Origin of the sequence: Paenibacillus zeirhizosphaerae, assembly GCF_030705605.1 — a bacterium.
Classification (GTDB): Bacteria; Bacillota; Bacilli; order Paenibacillales; family Paenibacillaceae; genus Paenibacillus; species Paenibacillus zeirhizosphaerae.
Window position 1 is genome coordinate 465,250 of record NZ_JAPCKK010000014.1, and the last position, 19,628, is coordinate 484,877.

Annotated in this window: 17 protein-coding genes and 1 other RNA gene; 2 read left to right on the plus strand and 16 right to left on the minus strand. The window is 51.0% G+C overall.

The annotated features are described in order from the left end of the window. Window positions 1-73 precede the first annotated feature (73 nt). Window positions 74-1,978, plus strand: coding sequence for a S8 family peptidase (locus tag OIN60_RS09300; protein WP_305754570.1), 1,905 nt, complete (start codon window positions 74-76; stop codon window positions 1,976-1,978). 274 nt (window positions 1,979-2,252) lie between these two features. Continuing rightward, a complete protein-coding gene (locus OIN60_RS09305) occupies window positions 2,253-3,461 on the plus strand; it encodes an aminotransferase-like domain-containing protein (protein WP_305754571.1) in 1,209 nt (402 codons plus the stop codon). Between the two features lie 103 nt (window positions 3,462-3,564). Here OIN60_RS09305 and rnpB read toward each other — a convergent pair. The 16 genes from rnpB to OIN60_RS09385 all read right to left on the minus strand — a co-directional run bounded on the left by rnpB (window position 3,565) and on the right by OIN60_RS09385 (window position 19,625). Then, window positions 3,565-3,968: RNase P RNA component class A (rnpB, locus tag OIN60_RS09310), an RNA gene on the minus strand. A gap of 88 nt (window positions 3,969-4,056) precedes the next feature. Next, complete coding sequence (locus OIN60_RS09315; RefSeq protein WP_305754572.1) at window positions 4,057-5,172, minus strand: Nif3-like dinuclear metal center hexameric protein; 1,116 nt, start codon at window positions 5,170-5,172, stop codon at window positions 4,057-4,059. Next, a complete protein-coding gene (locus tag OIN60_RS09320; protein ID WP_305754573.1) occupies window positions 5,148-5,906 on the minus strand; it encodes a tRNA (adenine(22)-N(1))-methyltransferase in 759 nt (252 codons plus the stop codon). The genes OIN60_RS09315 and OIN60_RS09320 overlap by 25 nt, the downstream gene beginning before the upstream one ends. A 184-nt stretch (window positions 5,907-6,090) precedes the next feature. Continuing rightward, window positions 6,091-7,227: an RNA polymerase sigma factor RpoD gene (gene rpoD, locus OIN60_RS09325; RefSeq protein ID WP_305754574.1), complete on the minus strand. Its 1,137-nt coding sequence runs from the start codon at window positions 7,225-7,227 to the stop codon at window positions 6,091-6,093. 40 nt (window positions 7,228-7,267) lie between these two features. After that, complete coding sequence (dnaG, locus tag OIN60_RS09330; protein ID WP_305754575.1) at window positions 7,268-9,088, minus strand: DNA primase; 1,821 nt, start codon at window positions 9,086-9,088, stop codon at window positions 7,268-7,270. Between the two features lie 39 nt (window positions 9,089-9,127). Then, window positions 9,128-9,607 (minus strand): YaiI/YqxD family protein, encoded by a 480-nt coding sequence (locus tag OIN60_RS09335; RefSeq protein ID WP_305754576.1) that lies wholly within the window; start codon window positions 9,605-9,607, stop codon window positions 9,128-9,130. A 118-nt stretch (window positions 9,608-9,725) separates the two neighbouring features. Continuing rightward, window positions 9,726-11,801 carry a glycine--tRNA ligase subunit beta gene (gene glyS / locus OIN60_RS09340; protein ID WP_305754577.1) on the minus strand — a complete coding sequence of 692 codons (2,076 nt, stop codon included), beginning with the start codon at window positions 11,799-11,801 and terminating at the stop codon, window positions 9,726-9,728. Then, window positions 11,794-12,681, minus strand: coding sequence for a glycine--tRNA ligase subunit alpha (gene glyQ / locus OIN60_RS09345; RefSeq protein ID WP_305754578.1), 888 nt, complete (start codon window positions 12,679-12,681; stop codon window positions 11,794-11,796). The genes glyS and glyQ overlap by 8 nt, the downstream gene beginning before the upstream one ends. 369 nt (window positions 12,682-13,050) lie before the next feature. Beyond that, window positions 13,051-13,812 carry a DNA repair protein RecO gene (recO, locus tag OIN60_RS09350; RefSeq protein ID WP_305754579.1) on the minus strand — a complete coding sequence of 254 codons (762 nt, stop codon included), beginning with the start codon at window positions 13,810-13,812 and terminating at the stop codon, window positions 13,051-13,053. Between the two features lie 28 nt (window positions 13,813-13,840). Beyond that, the gene (locus tag OIN60_RS09355) at window positions 13,841-13,978 is read right to left on the minus strand and encodes a YqzL family protein (RefSeq protein WP_305754580.1); all 138 of its coding nucleotides are present in this window, start codon (window positions 13,976-13,978) and stop codon (window positions 13,841-13,843) included. Between the two features lie 94 nt (window positions 13,979-14,072). Beyond that, window positions 14,073-14,975, minus strand: a complete 903-nt coding sequence (gene era, locus OIN60_RS09360; RefSeq protein WP_305754581.1) for a GTPase Era — start codon at window positions 14,973-14,975, stop codon at window positions 14,073-14,075. A gap of 59 nt (window positions 14,976-15,034) precedes the next feature. Further along, window positions 15,035-15,448 carry a cytidine deaminase gene (locus tag OIN60_RS09365; RefSeq protein ID WP_305754582.1) on the minus strand — a complete coding sequence of 138 codons (414 nt, stop codon included), beginning with the start codon at window positions 15,446-15,448 and terminating at the stop codon, window positions 15,035-15,037. 21 nt (window positions 15,449-15,469) lie between these two features. Then, a complete protein-coding gene (locus OIN60_RS09370; protein ID WP_305754583.1) occupies window positions 15,470-15,856 on the minus strand; it encodes a diacylglycerol kinase family protein in 387 nt (128 codons plus the stop codon). Then, on the minus strand, window positions 15,856-16,353 hold the full coding sequence (gene ybeY / locus OIN60_RS09375; protein ID WP_305754584.1) for an rRNA maturation RNase YbeY: 498 nt from the start codon (window positions 16,351-16,353) through the stop codon (window positions 15,856-15,858). Before ybeY ends, OIN60_RS09370 begins: the two co-directional genes overlap by 1 nt. Window positions 16,354-16,388: 35 nt before the next feature. Then, window positions 16,389-18,638 (minus strand): HD family phosphohydrolase, encoded by a 2,250-nt coding sequence (locus OIN60_RS09380; protein WP_305754585.1) that lies wholly within the window; start codon window positions 18,636-18,638, stop codon window positions 16,389-16,391. 15 nt (window positions 18,639-18,653) lie between these two features. Then, window positions 18,654-19,625 carry a PhoH family protein gene (locus OIN60_RS09385; RefSeq protein WP_305754586.1) on the minus strand — a complete coding sequence of 324 codons (972 nt, stop codon included), beginning with the start codon at window positions 19,623-19,625 and terminating at the stop codon, window positions 18,654-18,656. Between the last annotated feature and the right edge of the window lie 3 nt (window positions 19,626-19,628).

A 19,628-nucleotide genomic window follows, 5' to 3' on the forward strand; every position in this document is an offset into this window, starting at 1 on the left:
AAACGGTATAAAAAACTGCGGAGTTTCTCACGCTAAAGCATACCCAAATTCGATTACAGGAGGACGACCTGACATGTCCCGTCACAGTTGGATCAAGGCAGCCTTAGGTGTCGCCGCCACATTGCTGATCGTTAGTGTGCTTCTGCCCTGGAACGATGGAAAGCAGAAGCAGCCGCAGTCTCCCCAAACCCTTTCCGACCGCCCGACGGACAGGCAAGGAACAGAGATGGAAATGAAACAGACGCTGCTATCGGAGGATATTAACGCTACAAAGAAACTGCTCAGACAGGATGCACAAGGCCATCTTCATGCGATGGTCGCTGCTTTAAGCAGCAGCAATGACGGCGGCATTACCGCATACGGGGAGCAAATGAAAAAAAGCCATGGCCAGCTCCATGCGCTGATTTGGGTAGATAGGCACAACGGGCGGTCCCGGCAGATCGCTGGAAGCGCTCTTGATCGTGATGCGGCAGGCAAGGCTCAATCAGTCCGCTTAGGCATCCAGGCTGCCAAAGAAGCGGTCAAGCACGGACGTTCCTATGAGTCCCCGTCGCTTCAGGCAGGAAAGGACCGCTATTTCATCCTGGCTGAGCCATCTGCAGACGGCAAGCATGCTGTCATCGGCCTCTTTAACGAGCATATTCTTCGTGCTGTCGAGGAGCATCAGCGACGCAATCTCCGTATGATCCCTTATCCCCGTGAAGGACGTTTTCGGGTTGAGTCCGTATACCCGAATACGATGCGGGACATCACCGTCAAAACCGGGCATGACAACGAGAATGCCAGCCATTTTTACGAAAATGAAATCGTCGTGCGTTTCCGAAATAAACCTGAAAAGGAACAGTTGCTTCAAATCCGCCGTGACCTGGGCAGCAAAGAGGAAGGACGAATGCTTGGGGATACCTATATTTTTCATTCCGAAAGTATGAGCTTCCGAGAGCTGAAGCAGTATTTTGTGAAAAGGTGGAATCCGCTCTATACCGAGCCGCATTACATGTATATGACCAATGACAATACGGCAAAGGATACCAAAGACGTATCCATGCCCAACGACATTCTCTTTTCCCAGTACCAATGGAATCTGCCGGCCGTTGAAGTCAATCGGGGCTGGAATTTGTCGAGAGGAAACAAGAACGTCACGGTAGCCGTTATAGATACAGGCGCGGACTTAGAGCATCCGGATCTGAAGGGACAGTTCGTTAAGGGCTACAACCTCATTGATCCCGCCAAAGCCCCCTACGATGATGTCGGACACGGCACGCATGTCGCGGGCATCATATCCGCACTGGTCAACAACAATGAAGGCGTGGCAGGCATGACCTGGTACAATAAAGTCATGCCTGTGAAGGTTCTGGACCAATCGGGTTCAGGCACAACTTATTCCGTCGCACAGGGCATCATTTGGGCCGCTGATCATGGAGCCAAGGTCATTAACTTGAGCCTTGGCAACTATGTGGACTCGCAATTCCTGCATGAAGCGATCAAATACGCTTATAACAAAGATGTAGTGCTCATATCGGCAGCCGGCAATGATAATACGGAACGACCGGGCTATCCGGCGGCGTACCCCGAGGTATTGGCCGTGGCCGCTACGGATTCGTCGATGAAGCGGGCCACTTATTCCAACTACGGGGATTACGTGGATGTATCCGCTCCCGGCACCAACATTGCCAGTACTTATCCTGGCAGCCAATACGCCGCCCTGTCTGGCACGTCCATGGCCAGCCCTCACGTATCTGCTGTAGCTGCATTGATACGCTCGCAGAATCCCGAGCTGCAGAATACGGAGGTCATGGATATTTTACGCAATAATGTTGTTGATCTGGGTGAAGCGGGACATGACAAGTATTTTGGATACGGGCAAATCGACGCATACAAGGCGCTTAGCGCAGCGCAAGGTGAAGGTGCTCCACTTCAGCTTTGGCCCCAGCATCTGCGCAGCAGGTTCGAATCGATCTTGCACAGATTCAATCCATAACGGTTAATCCGCGAAAAGGCAGATCCGAAGCAAGCACCTGGGTCTGCCTTTTCCATTTTCTTTCTTAAAGACTCCAAGCTGTTATACTGGCACTTTACTGTTATGCATTAAACCATGTATACTACTAAAAATTTTATTGTTAAGATTAGAAACGAAGGGCTATGGCTGCTGATGTCTGTTATCTACTATTTAATAGTTAACGGATTAATAGTTAACGGAATTTCAGTACAGTACATAACACCTGTTTCGTAACCCCTTTCAGGAGATGATCATATTGACCCACCATTTTTCAACCATGACCCAGCACTTGGGTTCGTCCGCAGTAAGAGACATTCTGAAATTAACTCAAGGAAAAGACATCCTGTCTTTGGCTGGCGGACTCCCCGCAGATGCCTTTTTCCCCGTTGATGCCGTACGAGAGGCATACGAGCGGGCATTGCAAGGTGGTGGTACCGCACTGCAATACGGATTGACCGAGGGCTTTCTCCCGCTGCGCGAGCGTATCTCCGAACAAATGGCCGCAGATGTCTGCCGGGTACATCCGGATGAAATACTCATGACGACTGGCTCCCAGCAATCGATTGATTTGATTTCACGTATTTTTCTTGACCCTGAAGATGTGATTCTGGTCGAGGCACCGACTTACCTGGCCGCACTTCAGGTATTCCAGTCGTACCGGGCCATCCCCATAAGTGTGGAGACCGATGAACACGGCATGCTGCCGGACGATCTGGAAGCGAAGCTGATTCGTCACCGCCCGAAATTCATCTATGTCATTCCGACCTTCTCCAACCCAGGAGGCAATGTGTGGAGTCTGGAACGCCGCGAGGCTGTTGTAGAGCTGTGCCGCAAGCACGGAGTGCTCATTTTTGAAGATGATCCATACGGGAAGCTGAAGTTTAATGCTGATCTTAATTTTCCATCCCTGTACTCCATGGATCAACAGTATGGAGAAGGTGGTAATGTCATCTATACCAGCACATTTTCCAAAACCGTGGCTCCAGGCGTTCGGACCGGTTGGGTTATGGCAGAGGCGTCTATCATACGTACTGCCGCCAAAGCCAAGCAGGCTGCTGATCTTCACTCCAGTATTATTGATCAGCGGGCACTGCATGAGCTACTCGGTTTCTTCGATCTGCAAGACCACATTCGGACGGTTTCCACAGAGTACCATACCCGCATGGTGAAAATGACCTCTTTAATCAAAGCTCGCCAATGGGAAGGCGTCTCGTGGATCGAGCCGCAAGGGGGAATGTTCCTGTGGGTACAATTACCTAAGCATGTAAAAGCCGACCTTCTCCTGCAGCATGCTGTCCGTGAAGGGGTCGCATTTGTCCCAGGCCAGGTGTTCTATACCGATGGTTCCGGCTTCAATCGGATGCGGTTGAACTTCACTCACACAGACCCGCATCTGCTTCCCGAGGCTATCGAACGTATGGAACGTGCTTTCAGCAGCTATGCGGCTGAAGTCGTCTCGATCTAAACCAGCTGCCAAAAAAACAAGGCCGTGCCAACCGGATTTCCGGAGGCACGGCCTTGTTTCATATAGGCTGTTCATCGTTAAAAAGAAATAAAAATGTTGCAGTTTGGAAAGCTTTCCGTAAGCCGGGTTCTGTACTCTTCGTGGTCCAAACGGGAACTACCCTCCCACCACAAGCGACAATCATCTATCTAGGCCGTACATTACTGCACAGCTCCAGCGACCAACCCGGACACGCCTCGGGCTAAGGCTGCTTCTCGAAGAAGCTGTGTCCCATTAGGTCTTGCTCCAGATGGGGTTTACCAGGAACGAAGTCACCAGCGTTCCTCGGGGTCTCTTACACCTCGGTTCCATCCTTGCCTGTGCCGCCACGTAAGCGGCCATCGGCGGTCCATTTCTGTGGCACTATCCTTCAACTCGCGCTGACTGGACGTTATCCAGCATCCTGCCCTACGGAGCCCGGACTTTCCTCTCGCGGCTTGCGCCACCAGCGATTGTCTGTCAAACTTTCCGCACAACATTGTATAGTATACAGGGTTTGGGCAAGCGGCACAAGACTATATTATCTGGAAGTCCGTCCTCTGCCTGCCACTGACTGCTACATAAACCGGAATGGCTCCGTATCGACGGCCGATGCCTGCACCTTCGTAGCGCAGCGGCTTTCCTCCAACTTGACACGAAGCCAGTTCGCGGTTTGCTCCTTCATCATTTTCTCTGCATTGTGCCCGGGGTCAACAATCGCAATTCCGGCCATAAGCGCGTCATGCGCAGTATGATAGTCAATGTCACCGGTTACGATCACATCGGCTCCTTTATACAGCGCTTTGTTCACGTAACGGCTCCCTGATCCGCCCAAAACAGCCGCCTTTTTCACGTCCCGGTCAAGATCCCCAACAACGCGGACATGAGGCACCTTCAGCCCTTTTTTTACAACGTCCACAAATTCACGAAGCGTACAGGGCTGCTTCAATTTGCCGACACGGCCTAGTCCGAAGGTACGTCCTTTCAGATCCATGGGGTACAGATCATAAGCCACTTCTTCATACGGGTGCGCTTTAAGCATCGCCTGGATGACCTTGCCACGTATTCCTGCCGGAACCATGGTCTCCACCCGCACCTCTTCCACCTGTTCCAGCTTACCCTGCTGGCCCAGATACGGATGGGCACCCTCCTGCGGTACAAAGGTGCCGATGCCCTCTATATTAAAGCTGCAGTGGCTGTAATTTCCGATATGGCCTGCTCCTGCCCGAAGCACAGCGTCCTGTACCTGCTGATGATGCGTTTTCGGCACAAATACGACCAGCTTGAACAATTGATCCGTGTGCACATCCTCCAGCGTACCTGAGCTTTCAATTCCCAGAGCATCAGCCATCCAGTCGTTCATGCCACCCTCGGCGGTATCCAGATTGGTATGGCTGATATAAACCGCGATATCGTTTTTAATTAGCTTCTCATACAGCTTTCCTACCGGCTGGTCGGTGTTTAAAGTTTTCAGTGGCCGGAAAATAATGGCATGATGCGCGATGATGAGATCCGCCCCAAGACCGATAGCCTCTTCTACCACTTCATCGGTCACATCAAGGGCAACCAGCACCTGCTTGATCTCCTTCTGCAGGCTGCCGAGTTGAAGTCCGATCCTGTCGTCCGGAACAGCCAGATGCTTCGGAGCTAGTTGCTCCATCAATTGAATCACAGTCTGTCCTTTTGCATACATGCAAGCACCTCCTCCAATTGTTCAATTTGCCTCCGTAGCTCTTCCTTTTTCTCGCGCGCGGATTCCAGCTCTGATCGTTCCACCTGCTTTAGCACAGACTGGAGCTTGGCAATTTCCCCCCGCCATTTTTTGAAAAAAACTTCGTTCGGCGTTTTGACGAGATGGGGACCCATACGAATGAGCAGGTCGGAGGCAAGGGCTAAACCGCCTTCAAGCTGAACAGGTGCATAGAGCTCCTCCTGGGACAGAGAGCTCTCCGCTTCCGGAAGAGCAGTCAGAACTTCGTATATTTTTCCGTCTTCCTCCAGAATATGTTCTCCGGTGATCACCCATCCGGAATGGAGCAGCCACCTCCGCAGCATATCTTCACCTACATTCGGCTGCAGCACAAGCTGACGGACACCGGACAGTTTGTCCTGTCCTTCATCCAGTATGGTCGCTATGAGCGCCCCTCCCATGCCCGCAATCGTAATTACATCCGCCTCACCTGCATTCAATACCTGCAGACCGTTGCCATGCCTTACATCGATCTTGCCGGAAAGGCCCGCATCTGCCACCTGTTTCCTTGCCGCCCGCAGCGGACCTGCATTGACCTCGCCCGCGATCCCCTTGATTACCCTCCCGCTTTGCACGGCCGCAACTGGCAGCAGAGCATGATCCGAGCCGATATCGGCCAGCACGGAGTCGGGCGGGATTTGTTCTAATATATACTGCAAACGTTGTGATAATTTCATGAAGCCACCCACGCAATCCATTTTTTTCTAGTTAAACATGATTTGCATTAGCGCTGGAAAAGAGCTAAAATAAAACCCAATAAAACAAATCAAGGAAATTATGACAAAAGAAGACATTCTAAGCAGAGAGTAAGCAATGAAAAAAGACCCTCTGCACTCAAGACGCAGAAGGTCCGCTTATTACCTATTCGAGAAAATCCTTGAGACGTTTGCTCCGACTCGGATGGCGAAGCTTGCGGAGAGCTTTGGCTTCAATCTGCCGAATCCGCTCGCGCGTGACGCCAAAGACCTTGCCGACTTCCTCCAATGTTCTGGTGCGGCCGTCATCAAGACCGAAACGAAGGCGCAATACGTTCTCTTCCCGTTCAGTTAGCGTATCCAGCACATCTTCAAGCTGCTCCTTGAGCAACTCATAGGCGGCAGCATCCGCAGGCGCCAGCGCCTCCTGATCCTCAATGAAGTCTCCAAGATGAGAGTCATCCTCTTCCCCAATCGGTGTTTCAAGCGAAACGGGCTCCTGAGCGATCTTCATGATTTCCCGCACTTTTTCCACACTTAGCTCCATTTCAGCCGCCACTTCCTCAGGTGAAGGCTCCCGTCCGAGCTCTTGCAGAAGCTGACGCGATACACGAATCAGCTTGTTGATCGTCTCAACCATATGAACCGGTATCCGGATCGTTCTGGCCTGGTCAGCAATTGCGCGTGTAATGGCCTGGCGAATCCACCAGGTTGCATAAGTACTGAATTTATAACCTTTGCTGTGGTCGAACTTCTCGACGGCTTTGATCAAGCCCATGTTGCCTTCCTGGATCAAATCCAGAAACAGCATGCCTCTGCCTACATAACGCTTAGCGATACTTACAACGAGACGCAGGTTAGCTTCAGCAAGCCGGCGCTTCGCTTCCTCGTCGCCTTTCTCAATACGTTTGGCCAGTTCTACTTCATCATCCGCAGACAGGAGCGGAACCCGGCCGATCTCTTTCAGATACATCCGGACAGGATCATTAATTTTGATGCCAGGCGGCAAGCTCAGGTCATCGTCAAAATTAAAATCGTCGCTGTCATTATTTCTATCTGGATCATCGCTTTGGCGCATCGTTGCAAGGTCCTCGTCGCTGTCATTGACAACCTCAATTCCCATGTCACCAAGCTGCTCGTAAAACTCATCCATTTGTTCGGGATCCTGGTCAAATGGCGACAGTTTTTCCATGATGTCTTTGTAATTCAGAGTAGATCTCTTTTTACCCGCTTCAATTAACTGATCCTTCACCTGATCCAGCGTCAATTCCGTTTCTAGTTCAGTATGCTGATCATTCGCCATAATTCGACTCCCTCCTCCCTAGAAACATCCGACCTACCTTTTATTGTCTCTCTAGGGCTATAATCTCACTTGCAATTTGGGCTGCCTCCAGAAAATCACCGGAACGTTCGGCCGCAATCATTTCTTCCCTCTTCCGATCCAGCATCTGCTGCAGCGGGTATTTCTTCACTTCCCGAATACAGTCATCCAAAATTTCCGACGACCACATTCCCGGTGTATCCATCATGACGATGGAACTGACCGCTTTTTCAAGACGGTCATCATGGAGGGAAGCGATAAACCGGCTGGAGTCCGGTGGCTTACCTTGTGCATAGTATGCATATAGATATGCTGCAATTGCCGCATAATCCTCAATGTTAAAGGCATCCCCCAGGTGATCCTCAACGTACCGGGCGGCCTCGGCATCCTGAAGCATCCAAGACAGCAGCCTTCGTTCAGCCGCATGGTAGGCAGGAAGCAAATTCGGTGTCGGTATGTGGCCTTTTTTATGCCTACCATTATTCCACCTTTTCTCGTTATTATCCCCTGCCTGTTGTTTTTTTTGCAGCGACTGCCTGAGCAGATTGCATTCCTGCTTCAGCGTTTCATAATCCACCTTGACCTCCGAGGATACCTCGCGGAGGTAAACCTCACGCTCTGTTGGAGAAGATAAGGGCGCGATCACCTTCAAAGCTTCGCGGGAATATGCAATCCTTCCTTCTTCTTCTAGCAGTATATGGTTTTTCCTCAGATATATAAGCTTAAATTTAACCGTTGAAACGGCACCGTCAATGATTTGCCTTTTGAAGCGTTCGCTCCCGTGCTGGCGAATGAAATCGTCCGGATCCATACCCTCATTTAACAGTCCGACTTTGACGTGCAGTCCGGCAGCCTCGAGTATAGGAAAATTTTTTAGCGCGGCGGCTTGTCCAGCAGAATCCCCATCGTAACAGATGATGACCTCGTCGCACAGACCTTTCAGCATCATGGCCTGATGCTCGGTTAGTGCAGTACCCATTCCCGCCGTCGCATGCTGAACCCCGGCTTCCCAGGCGGCAATCACATCCCCATACCCTTCAAAAAGAACCGCCTGCCTCAGCTTGCGAATCGCCGGCTTGGCCTGATGAAGGTTGTACAGCGTACGGCTCTTATTAAACAAACGTGTCTCCGGTGAATTGAGATATTTAGGCTGTCCTTCCCCGATAATCCGGCCCGCGAAGGCAATAACCTTACCGTTCCGGTTCCAGATAGGGAATATGACACGATCACGAAAGCGGTCAACATAACCGTCCTGTTCATGACGGGCCGACAGCAGGCCGCCCTTCTCCATTTCCGCAGGATCATAGGAGCGTTTCTCCAAAAATTGAACGAGTGTATCCCAGCGGTTGGGAGCATAACCGATCTGAAATTGGTCAATCACCTTATCGGTAAATCCTCTTGACCGAAGGTATTCCATTGCGGCTTTTCCATACTCCGTATTTTTAAGCAGAAAATGATACAGCTTTGCAGTTACCTCGTATGCCTGCAGCAACCGCTCCATTTCAGGATTCTGGTGAGCCGATTCACGGCCCTGCCAATCCCCCAGCGGTATGTGACTCTCTTCTGCCATCGATCTGACGGCCTCGGGAAAGGTTAATCCTTCGATTTCCATCGTAAATTTGATGGCATTTCCTCCCTTGCCGCAGCCGTAGCAGTAAAAGATCTGGCGCTCGGGCGTCACCGTGAAAGAAGGGGTTTTCTCCGAATGAAAAGGGCAGAGGCCTTTCATATATTTCCCCTGCTTGGTCAAATGCACGTACTTGCTTACCGTATCTACGATATCATGCTGCTGCAGCACCGATTCAATGATATGCTCCGGTATGTTCCCATGTCCGGCACTCATTCAAACCACCTTCATCTCTTTAGCACGTAAATATATTCGCTATTTCAACGCATTCTCCTGCAAGTCTGTTAAAAGTTTTGTCAATTTATGTTGAAATGTTATACGATCCTCTTCCGTAAGAGCTTTAGGACCCTTGCCATATCGCCCGCGCCGCCTCTCTTTGGCGGACACATGACGCCGGTCAAGCATAAAGTCAATCGAATCATCACTGTACAGCGCTCCACGGAAAGAAATAACGCTGCAGCCTTTGGCCAGCGCCAGCGCGGCTAGTCCGTAATCATTCGTTGCCACAACATCCCCCCGGCGGATATGATTTGCAATGTAGAGATCCGCACTCTGACTGCTGCGATCGACGGTAACGACCGTTATGCCGGAGCCGCCGTTTAACCTATGATCATAAGAAGATACCAATACAACCTGCATATGAAATTCGGATGCGGCTGCCGCTATTTCAGCTTTGACCGGGCAGGCATCCCCATCCACAACAATACGCCGGTCACTTAGATCCAAAGCCCTCACCGCCGCCCTCTATATAAAGCGTAAAATACGGAACGATGCTTAAAAAGCATCGTTCCGTACCTTATTTATACCCTTATCTTCCACTACGGTATACATTTAGGCAGCAATAGCCCTATCTCTACCAGACCAGCTTTGAGAAATCGGCGAATTGTTTCAGATCCCCATGGATGACAGCCAGCAGCGCCAACCGATTATTGCGGACTCCTTCATCTTCGGCCATAACCATAACGGAATCAAAGAATGAAGTTACGGCCCCTGTCAACTGACCGGCAAGGGTGAGAGCTTCCACGGCCTTGCGTCGGCCGAGCGCATCGAGATAAGGCTGGTGCACGTCCTGCCAGGCGGAGTACAACTCCCTCTCTCCCGCATCCGCAAACACATCAGGATTCACTGATGCATGTACGGCTTTACCAGCCAGGTTGCCCACCCGATTAAAGGATTCAACCGTATTCTTGAAAGCTTCCCCGGTCTGCACCGCATCCATTAACGCCGTACCGCGCGCCACGGCGGAAGCAACATCGTCATACCCGGCGCTGAGCACTGCGTCCACCACATCATAGCGCAGCGTTTCGGACAACAATTTTTTAACTCTGAGACCGAAGAACTCATGCAAATCCTTGCGAACTTCCTCAGCGGAGCGCTTCATACTGCCGTAGTTCTGATGAATGTCCAGCGCGATGCCGAACAGCGCCGACAATCCGATGGAAAGCTCTCTGTCTAGGACAATCTGCACAATCCCGGCAGCTTGACGGCGCAAAGCATACGGATCCTGGGAGCCTGTTGGAATAATGCCGATGGAGAAGCACCCGGTAATCGTATCCAGTTTATCGGCAATACTGACAATAGCTCCCGCCAGCGTCGACGGAACCTCATCGCCTGAAAACCGCGGCTGGTAATGCTCAAACACCGCTTTGGCCACTTCTTCTTTTTCACCAGCCTTACGGGCATAATCCTCTCCCATCAAGCCTTGCAGCTCAGGGAATTCGTAGACCATCTGTGTTACGAGGTCAAATTTGCAAATATCAGCGGCTCGGCTGACGGATTCTACCGTATCCGCCGGAGCACTCAGCTTCTGCGCGAGCGTATCCGCAAGGCGGCGCACCCGCCGCACCTTATCGCCAACTGTTCCAAGCTCCTCATGGAATACAATGGTCTCCAGCTTGGATACCGCCTCTTTAATTTCCAGCTTCTGATCTTCCTCATAGAAGAACTTCGCGTCCGACAGCCGTGCACGTAGCACCTTCTCGTTCCCTTTGGCAATCACGTCCAGCGAATCCTTGCCGCCATTGCGGACGGTTACGAAATAAGGAAGCAGTTCACCTTTCTCATCCAGAACCGGGAAGTAACGCTGATGCTCGCGCATAGACGTAATCAGCACCTCCTGCGGAATGTTCAGAAAAGAAGGATCAAATGTTCCGAACAGCACCGTCGGGGTTTCAACGAGGAAAAGCACTTCCTCCAGCAGATCATCCTTAACGGCGATTCTCCATTGCTTTTCCGCTGCCAGGGCATCAATCTGCTCCAGAATCATGCGCTGGCGCTCTTCGATATCGGCGATGACATGCTGCCCGCACAGTGTTTCCACATAAGCCGCAGGCTCGACAATTTCGGCAGCCTGCCCGAGGAAACGATGTCCGCGCGTCATATTGCCTGCCTTGACGTCGGTGATTTCCATCTCAATCACATCGGTTCCGTACATCGCAACAAGCCAACGGATCGGTCTTACAAATTTAAAATCATAGGCAGCCCAACGCATAAACTTCGGGAATGTCATGGCATGCAGAATACCCGTAAGTCCTTCTGCAAGCACCTCTGACGTCGGCACGCCAATGCTGCTCTTGGTTGCATAAATGTATTCTACCCCGCCCAACTCTTTGAAGGTAAACTGTTCAGGGTTTACTCCTTGACTACGGGCAAAGCCAAGCGCAGCCTTGCTCCAGTTCCCTTGCTCATCCTGCGCGATTTTGCGTGAAGGCCCTTTGACTTCCTCCTGCACATCCTCCTGCTTCTCCGCCACCTCACGAACGAGGACGGCCAGTCTGCGCGGTGTCGCATAACCTTCTACTGCGCCGTGAGCTATCCGTGAGCCGTCCAGCCATTGAGTCATTCTTTCCTTCAACTGGGCAATGGCTGCAGGAATAAAGCGGGCCGGTACTTCTTCAAGACCAATTTCAAACAGCAAATCCTTAGACATGCTCCGCACCTCTCTTCTTCATCAGCGGGAAGCCGAGCTTCTCGCGCTCCTCCAGATACGTTGCCGCCACCTGGCGGGCCAGATTGCGCACGCGCATAATATAACCGGTACGCTCGGTAACGCTGATCGCTCCGCGCGCATCAAGAAGGTTGAATGTGTGGGAGCATTTCAAGACATAATCATATGCAGGAAATACCAAGTGCTGCGCCATCGCCTTGTTCGCTTCTTCCTCATACATATTGAAGAGCGTAAACAGCATCTTCACATCCGATACCTCGAAGGTATACTTGGAATGCTCATATTCAGGCTGCTGGAATACATCTCCGTAGGTTACCCCGTCAACCCATTCCAGATCGAATACGTTCTCTTTATCCTGAATATAGGACGCAAGACGTTCCATTCCGTAAGTGATCTCCACCGCTACCGGGCTGGCGTCAATACCTCCAACCTGCTGAAAGTACGTAAACTGGGTGATTTCCATGCCGTCAAGCCATACTTCCCAGCCAAGTCCCCATGCACCAAGTGTCGGCGCTTCCCAGTTGTCTTCCACGAAACGGATGTCATGCTCAAGCGGGTTGATGCCAAGACGCTGCAGACTTTCCAGGTATAACTCTTGAATGTTGTCCGGTGAAGGCTTCAGAATAACCTGAAACTGATGGTGCTGATACAGCCTGTTCGGATTCTCGCCATAACGTCCGTCCGCCGGACGGCGTGAGGGCTCCACGTAAGCGACATTCCACGGCTCGGGCCCGATGGAACGAAGATAGGTCATCGGATTCATTGTACCGGCGCCTTTTTCCGTGTCATAAGGCTGCACGATGATGCAGTTTTGTTCAGCCCAGAACTGCTGAAGCGTCAGAATCATCTGCTGAAAATTCATGAATACATGCCTCATTTCCAATAAAATAGTTTCATAGCATGTACAGGGAGGCACAACACGGGCAGACACATGAAAAAGCCCCCGTCCCTCTACGCCTGTACAGACGTAGGGACGAGAGCTTGCTCCCGCGGTTCCACCCTACTTGACCACAGCACCCTTAATCTCTTAAGGATGACGCAATCCGCTTTTCCGTGTCTTCCATGCTCCCGGGCGCCGTTCACTGATGGTTCCCGCCAGGCTTCCACCGTCCCCGACTCGCTTGAAGAAAGGAATTGATCACCAGTTACTTTCCCGATCTTTGCATGTCTCAATTACGAGATAATTAACGATATATTACACGATAATAACACATTAGTCAAACAAAAATCGTTATTGAAATTCATACTTGTCCAGTTGATCAAGAAAATTACGGGACTTGAGCTGCATGCCAAGCTGCGCATCCATAAAGCGGCGCATGACACCTTTAATCTCATCCCGCGTCGATTCACTGACATCCACATTGCCCAGCCGGGTCAAATCCAGGCGGGCGAATAACCGCAGCAGCTTCATCGTACGGGGCGTTACACTGGCGGCAGCGGGGTCGAAATGCTTGCAAGCTCTGCACAGTACGCCCCCCAGAGCCGTGCTGATCCATTCCTGTGGCTCGTCCTGTGCACATGGTCTTCCACATGAAATACATTCTTCCAATTGGGGAGCATATCCCGCAGCCTGAAGAACTTTGAGCTCATAGATATTGACAATGACCTGAGGATCCTTTCCACTTTCCAGCGCTTCCAGACAAGCCTTGAGCTGCCTGAACCAAAAAGCCCCGGTATCTTCATCCTGCAGCACCCGGTCGAGCAGCTCGCAGGCATAGGAAGCATAGGCCGCCTTGAAGATGTCTTCCCTGAGTCCGTGATGGGATTCGATTAGCTCTCCAGCGTTCAGCGTGCCCAGCCCTGTGTTGCGAAAAAATACATACTGTCCATATGTAAAAGGCTGGGCAAGCGCGCCGTGGCGGCTTTTTGGTTTCTTGGCGCCACGTACGAGTATCCCGACCTTACCACCATGCTCCGTGCACAACGTAATGATTTTATTCCCCTCGCCGTAGTCCATGCTGCGGATGACGATGCCTTCCAATTTATAAAGCATTTCCCCGTCCCCCATATACCGGAAAAGCCTATTCTAAGGCTTCCTCCTGCTCGTCCGGCTCTATTTCGAATGCCGCCTGCTCTCCCAGTGCAGCAGCTTCTTTGTATAACAGATACGCATCGACATCTCCAGTCATCATAAAATACTTCCACGAAAAATCTCGCATTCGTATTCATCCTTTCTTCGGAAATGACGTCCGCATTTACGAGATAGGATGCTCGATGATCCAGGAACTATGCCAAGCAATAAATGGCTGCTGATCAGGCGTCCCGATGAAATCCAAGGTCGCGCAGCACGCGTTCCTGGTTGCGCCAGTCCTTCTTCACCTTGACCCATAACTCCAGGAAAATCTTGGACCCCAGCAGCTTCTGAATATCCTGCCGCGCCTGCTTGCCGACTTCTTTAAGCAGGGCTCCCTGCTTGCCGATAATAATCCCTTTCTGCGAGTCCCGTTCCACATAAATTACAGCCGAGATGTGGACAACACCGTTGCTCTCCACTCGCATGTCTTCAATCATGACAGCTATGGAATGGGGAACCTCCTCACGGGTCATGTGCAAAATTTTCTCCCGCACCAGCTCGGCAATGACAAACTGCTCGGGATGATCCGTCACCTGATCTTCGGGATAATATTGCGGGCCTGCGGGCAAATATTTCTCGATCTGCTCAAGCAGACGGTTCACATTATTACCCATTTTGGCCGAGATCGGCACAATTTCCGCAAAATCATACAGCTTACGGTATTCTTCAATTAGCGGAAGCAGTGCTTCCGGCTCGATTTTGTCTATTTTGTTCAGCACGAGAATGACGGGGGTAGATACCTTCTTCATCTGTTCGGCGATAAATCGGTCACCGCCTCCCATGCCCTCCGACGCATCCACAAGAAACAGCACAGCTTCCACTTCGCCGAGGGTGTTGAAGGCTGTCTGATTCATATAATCGCCCAGCTTAGATTGCCTTTTATGAATGCCTGGCGTATCCAGAAACACGATCTGCGTGTCCGAAGTCGTGTACACTCCGTGTATTTTGTTGCGGGTAGTTTGCGGTTTATCCGACATGATCGCAATTTTCTGGCCGATCACGTGATTCATTAATGTGGATTTTCCGACATTCGGTCTGCCGACAATCGCGACAAAACCTGATCTAAATTTAGCTTTACTCATATTCGTTCCTCCGACGCTCAGCGTCCTGTGTTCTTTTTATCCTTGGCAGTGCCCGGGTATTATGATCGCCCTTTGTCCAGATCAGATGGCCCAAACGCTCCCGGCAGCAGCTCGGACAGGGTGGTTTCCTTCATATCCCCCTTTAAATTGCCCAAATAAACCGGCATATCCGGCGGACACAGTTCTACCATAACCTGCCTGCACACACCGCATGGGGCAATCGGCTGTTCCGTATCCCCTACAACCGCCAGCGCTTTGAAGCTGCCCGGCTTCTGTCCTTGGGCTATCGCGCTAAAAAGGGCCGTGCGTTCGGCACAGTTACTCGGCCCATACGCGGCATTTTCAATATTACATCCGTGATGGATCTTCCCCTCGGCATCCAGCAACGCAGCACCAACACTGAAATGGGAATAAGGCACATATGCCTTATTCCGCGCTTTGACCGCTTCCTGCATTAACAACATTGGATCCATTTCAACCGACTCCCCACCAATTTAGATTGTATATAACCAATGCCGCAGCAAGGCCAACAAAGGTTGATAAAAAACGATTAGTCCTATAATGACAGCAAAAACCGCAGCCAGCAGCACAGCTCCGGCGGCGGTGTCTTTAGCTGCCTTGGCAAGCGGATGCGCATCAGGACTGACAAGGTCCACAACCGCCTCAACGGCGGTGTTGAGCAGCTCCGCCATCATGACCAAAGCGCAGGCTGTTATGATAAACAACCATTCCATTCGGGAGATATGGAACACTATACCCGCCGCAATAACACACAAGGATATGGCAGCATGCATCCTCATATTGATCTGCGTGCGAAGGGTGTACCTTATCCCTTCCAAGGCATAACGAAACGTAGATCTCCATGAATGGGGTGGCCTCATCAGCGTGTTAACCCCACTTCCGTGAGAACAGCCTCCTGCTTGCCCATCATTTCGGCTTCGCTGGCTTCATCCTGATGATCATATCCCAAGAGATGCAGGAAACCATGCACAAACAGAAATCCGATCTCCCTTTCCAGAGAATGGCCGTACTCCTCGCTTTGTGCCTTCGCCGTCTCTACTGAAATGATAATATCGCCAAGCACCTCAGGAAGGTCCGGTCCAGCCTCCTCTTCCCCGAGCTCATATACGATTTCCATTTCATCCTCCAGCCCTTCATTCATGGCAAAAGACAGCACATCCGTCGGGCGGTCGATACCGCGGTACTGCTTGTTCAGCTCGTGAATCTGCTTGTCCGTAACAAAGGTAAGCGCCACCTCGCCATCCTCCACTCCTTCGACTTCCCCCGCTTTGCGGAGAAGCACCTCCAGGGTGGTAATGAGCGATTCACTAATATTCATTATTTCCTGTTCATTATTCCATGCCAATTGCAGGCTCATGCTTTACGCTCCTTTTGTTACGATCTTTCCTTGTGTTAGTGCAGCTTTTCGTTCGCTGCCTTCGGTTTTTCTTCCGGATATTCGATCCGTGAATGGAATATGCCCATGACGGTTTCTTTCAGCGTTTGCGAGATGATTTCCAGCTCGCGCATGGTTAGATCGCAATCGTTGAACTGGTGATCGTCCAGCCGGCTTTTAATAATCTTCTCGATCATCGTCTCGATCTGCTCAACCGTCGGCTTGCGCAGCGACCGTACCGCGGCTTCCACACTGTCAGCAATGCCCACAACAGCCGATTCCTTAGATTGAGCTTTCGGACCCGGATAACGGAAATCATCCTCCGTAAAATCAGGCTCTATTCCCCGCTCTTCCGCCAGCCGCAAAGCTTTATGATAGAAGTAATGGAGGAACGTGGTCCCATGGTGCTGTTCAGCGATATCCCTGATCGGTTTCGGAAGCTTGTAATCCTTCTGCATTTCAACGCCGTCCCTGGCATGGGCAATGATGATGGACTTGCTGAGCTTGGGGTCCATATTGTCATGCGGATTGTCCATCCCGTTCTGATTTTCGATAAAATACGAAGGACGTTTGGTTTTGCCTACATCATGATAGTATGAACCGACACGGCATAATAATCCGTTGGCTCCGATCGCTTCCGCGGCTGCCTCGGACAGGTTGCCGACCATGACGCTGTGATGATAAGTGCCGGGTGTCTCGGTCAATAGCTTCCGCAGCAAAGGATGATTCGGGTTGGACAGCTCTACCAGCTTGAGGGCCGATAAAATACCAAACGTAGACTCGAAAAAAGGCATCAACCCAATGACCAATATGGCAGTAAGCACCCCTCCGACAATAGCTCCTACGACCGAGTAAAGCGTCGTCATCTGCGTCCAATTCCCCTGATCGATCAACGCTAGGGATAACACAGACAGCGCACCGAAAATGCATACCATAATCGATCCTTTAAACAGTGTGGAGCGCTGGCTGGCCCGATGAATTGTGAAGATGGCGGTAAGGGACACCACTACCGTAAACAAGCCATAATTAAAATCGAAAATTTGTCCCTGCCGTGCATTCAGGATGATGCTTGACAGAATGCTGATGATGACCGTACATATAAAAGCCAGCGACCTGTCCAGCAGCAGCGTAACCAGCATCGATCCAATCGCTACCGGGGCAAAATACCCGATATACGGCCGTTCACTCGTCTTCAGCACATTCGCAAGGAGCAGCACAACGATGGTGATGATGAAAATGAGTACAAGCATCAGAAGCTGCGCATTATTAAATTTGAACTGACGGGAATCCGCTTGACGGATGTACATAAGGAGTCCGAGAGCCAGCAGACAGGAAAGCATGAGCAGTCCGAACTGCGGCCAATAGTTAATCTCGTCCTTGAGCAAATTGTTCTCATCGAGCAAAGTGTATATATCCTGGGTAATGATCTCACCCTTGTGGACTAGGATCTCCCCTTGATCGATATATACAGTGGGTGTATTCTCACGCGCCTCGACCTTGGCAGTCTTGGTCGCTTCATCATCGTAAAATTTATTAGCCGTGATAACAAGCCTTGCCAGCTCCTGCACAACCTCACGGGAGGTGCGGTCACTCAGCGAACTGGTGCTGACCATTTCAGCCACCTTGGCTCTCGCTGTAGTAGCATCCGAAATCTGGTCATTCATCAGCCTAGTAACGATCTGGCGGGCAACCGGCTTCATTTCCGTAATGTTGTCCGAAGACAGACGCGGGATTTTGATGAAGGTTTCCTCAGGAATTTTGTAGGTTTGCTCGCTCGTCTTTTTAAGCACCTCATCCAGAAGCGTGTCCGGGTAAGCATCCGCATTTTTGCTGTTGTTGACAAAGTTCTTCACAGATTCAATTGCGCGCTGCGGAATTTCCTCTTTATAAATGGCCACCTTGTCTGCAGCTGAGATCTGATCATCCTGATTCAGCCGGTCGATGCGGTCCAAGATCGAAATCACCAGATTGTCGTTACGCATCGGCACAATCGTATAAATATCCTGCACTTTTTCCGCCGCCTGCTCCTGCGCCTGCAGCGTAGCCTTATTGTTGGGCAACTGCATCGGGGCGACGATTTCTTTCTCGCTTGACGTATTCACACGTATATCGTAACGCTCGGGAAGTAGCCCCGGAGCCAGGCTGACATAGAAAAGAATCACCAAAAACAAAAACAGAAGATAGCGTGTAACCACGCTATACTTCCATCCGTTCATTCTATACTGGGTCATCTTGCTGGTGCCTTTCGACAGCTCTTTCGGAGTCATAGAGACAATCCCTCTCTATACTTGATTTTCGGCAGCATGGTCATAGGCTATAATGATTTTTTGAACCAGGGAATGACGCACGACATCTTCTTCCGCAAACTGTACGAACCCGATCTCCTCAATGGAATTCAATATGGTCTTCGCTTCAATCAAACCCGATTTCTTGCCACGAGGCAGGTCAATCTGGGTAACATCGCCCGTGATCACCATTTTAGAACCAAAGCCGAGGCGCGTCAGAAACATCTTCATTTGCTCAGGCGTCGTATTCTGTGCTTCGTCGAGAATGATAAACGCATCATCCAGCGTGCGGCCCCTCATGTAGGCAAGAGGAGCAATCTCAATCAGGCCTCGTTCCAGCGCCTTGGCCGTCTGATCCGGTCCCATGACATCATACAAGGCGTCATAGAGCGGCCGTAAATAGGGATCTACCTTCTCCTGCAGATCGCCTGGCAAAAAGCCCAGATTCTCTCCCGCTTCCACAGCAGGACGGGTAAGTATAATCCGCTTGACAGAGCCTTCCTTGAGGGCGGCAACGGCCAGTACAACGGCCAGATACGTCTTGCCGGTCCCTGCCGGTCCGATGCCGAATACGACATCCCTTTTTTTGATCGTTGTAACATAGTGCTTCTGGCCAATCGTTTTCACCCGGATCGGCTTGCCGCGGAATGTCGTCGTAATCTCGCCTTTGAACAAGTCCAGCAACTGATCTGCTCTCAGATCCTTCGCAAGCTCTATAGCATAATGTATGTCCCGCTCACTCAGAACAAATCCATTGCGGATCAACTGCAGCAGCACGTCAAACAGTTGTTCCAGGATCTCGACCTCCTGCGGGCCGCCGTAGATGGCGATTTCCTCTGCCCGGGAATCGATCTTAGCCGGGATTTCCGTTTCGATTAATTTTAAGAAAGAATCCTGCGGGCCGAAAAGAGCCTGTCCCTCCCCCGCATTGTGCAAAGCAATTCGTATGCTGCGTTGTTGTTCAGCCAAATA

What these genes read in the sequence shown, in the direction of transcription:
- OIN60_RS09315 (WP_305754572.1), bottom strand. Translation starts at nt 5,172, where the DNA reads ATGTATGCAAAAGGACAGACTGTGATTCAATTGATGGAGCAACTAGCT.
- OIN60_RS09320 (WP_305754573.1), bottom strand. Translation starts at nt 5,906, where the DNA reads ATGAAATTATCACAACGTTTGCAGTATATATTAGAACAAATCCCGCCC.
- OIN60_RS09300 (WP_305754570.1), top strand. Translation starts at nt 74, where the DNA reads ATGTCCCGTCACAGTTGGATCAAGGCAGCCTTAGGTGTCGCCGCCACA.
- glyS (WP_305754577.1), bottom strand. Translation starts at nt 11,801, where the DNA reads ATGTCTAAGGATTTGCTGTTTGAAATTGGTCTTGAAGAAGTACCGGCC.
- OIN60_RS09355 (WP_305754580.1), bottom strand. Translation starts at nt 13,978, where the DNA reads ATGCGAGATTTTTCGTGGAAGTATTTTATGATGACTGGAGATGTCGAT.
- OIN60_RS09380 (WP_305754585.1), bottom strand. Translation starts at nt 18,638, where the DNA reads ATGACTCCGAAAGAGCTGTCGAAAGGCACCAGCAAGATGACCCAGTAT.
- glyQ (WP_305754578.1), bottom strand. Translation starts at nt 12,681, where the DNA reads ATGAATTTTCAGCAGATGATTCTGACGCTTCAGCAGTTCTGGGCTGAA.
- rpoD (WP_305754574.1), bottom strand. Translation starts at nt 7,227, where the DNA reads ATGGCGAATGATCAGCATACTGAACTAGAAACGGAATTGACGCTGGAT.
- ybeY (WP_305754584.1), bottom strand. Translation starts at nt 16,353, where the DNA reads ATGAGCCTGCAATTGGCATGGAATAATGAACAGGAAATAATGAATATT.
- OIN60_RS09370 (WP_305754583.1), bottom strand. Translation starts at nt 15,856, where the DNA reads ATGAGGCCACCCCATTCATGGAGATCTACGTTTCGTTATGCCTTGGAA.
- era (WP_305754581.1), bottom strand. Translation starts at nt 14,975, where the DNA reads ATGAGTAAAGCTAAATTTAGATCAGGTTTTGTCGCGATTGTCGGCAGA.
- OIN60_RS09365 (WP_305754582.1), bottom strand. Translation starts at nt 15,448, where the DNA reads ATGGATCCAATGTTGTTAATGCAGGAAGCGGTCAAAGCGCGGAATAAG.
- dnaG (WP_305754575.1), bottom strand. Translation starts at nt 9,088, where the DNA reads ATGAGTGCCGGACATGGGAACATACCGGAGCATATCATTGAATCGGTG.
- recO (WP_305754579.1), bottom strand. Translation starts at nt 13,812, where the DNA reads ATGCTTTATAAATTGGAAGGCATCGTCATCCGCAGCATGGACTACGGC.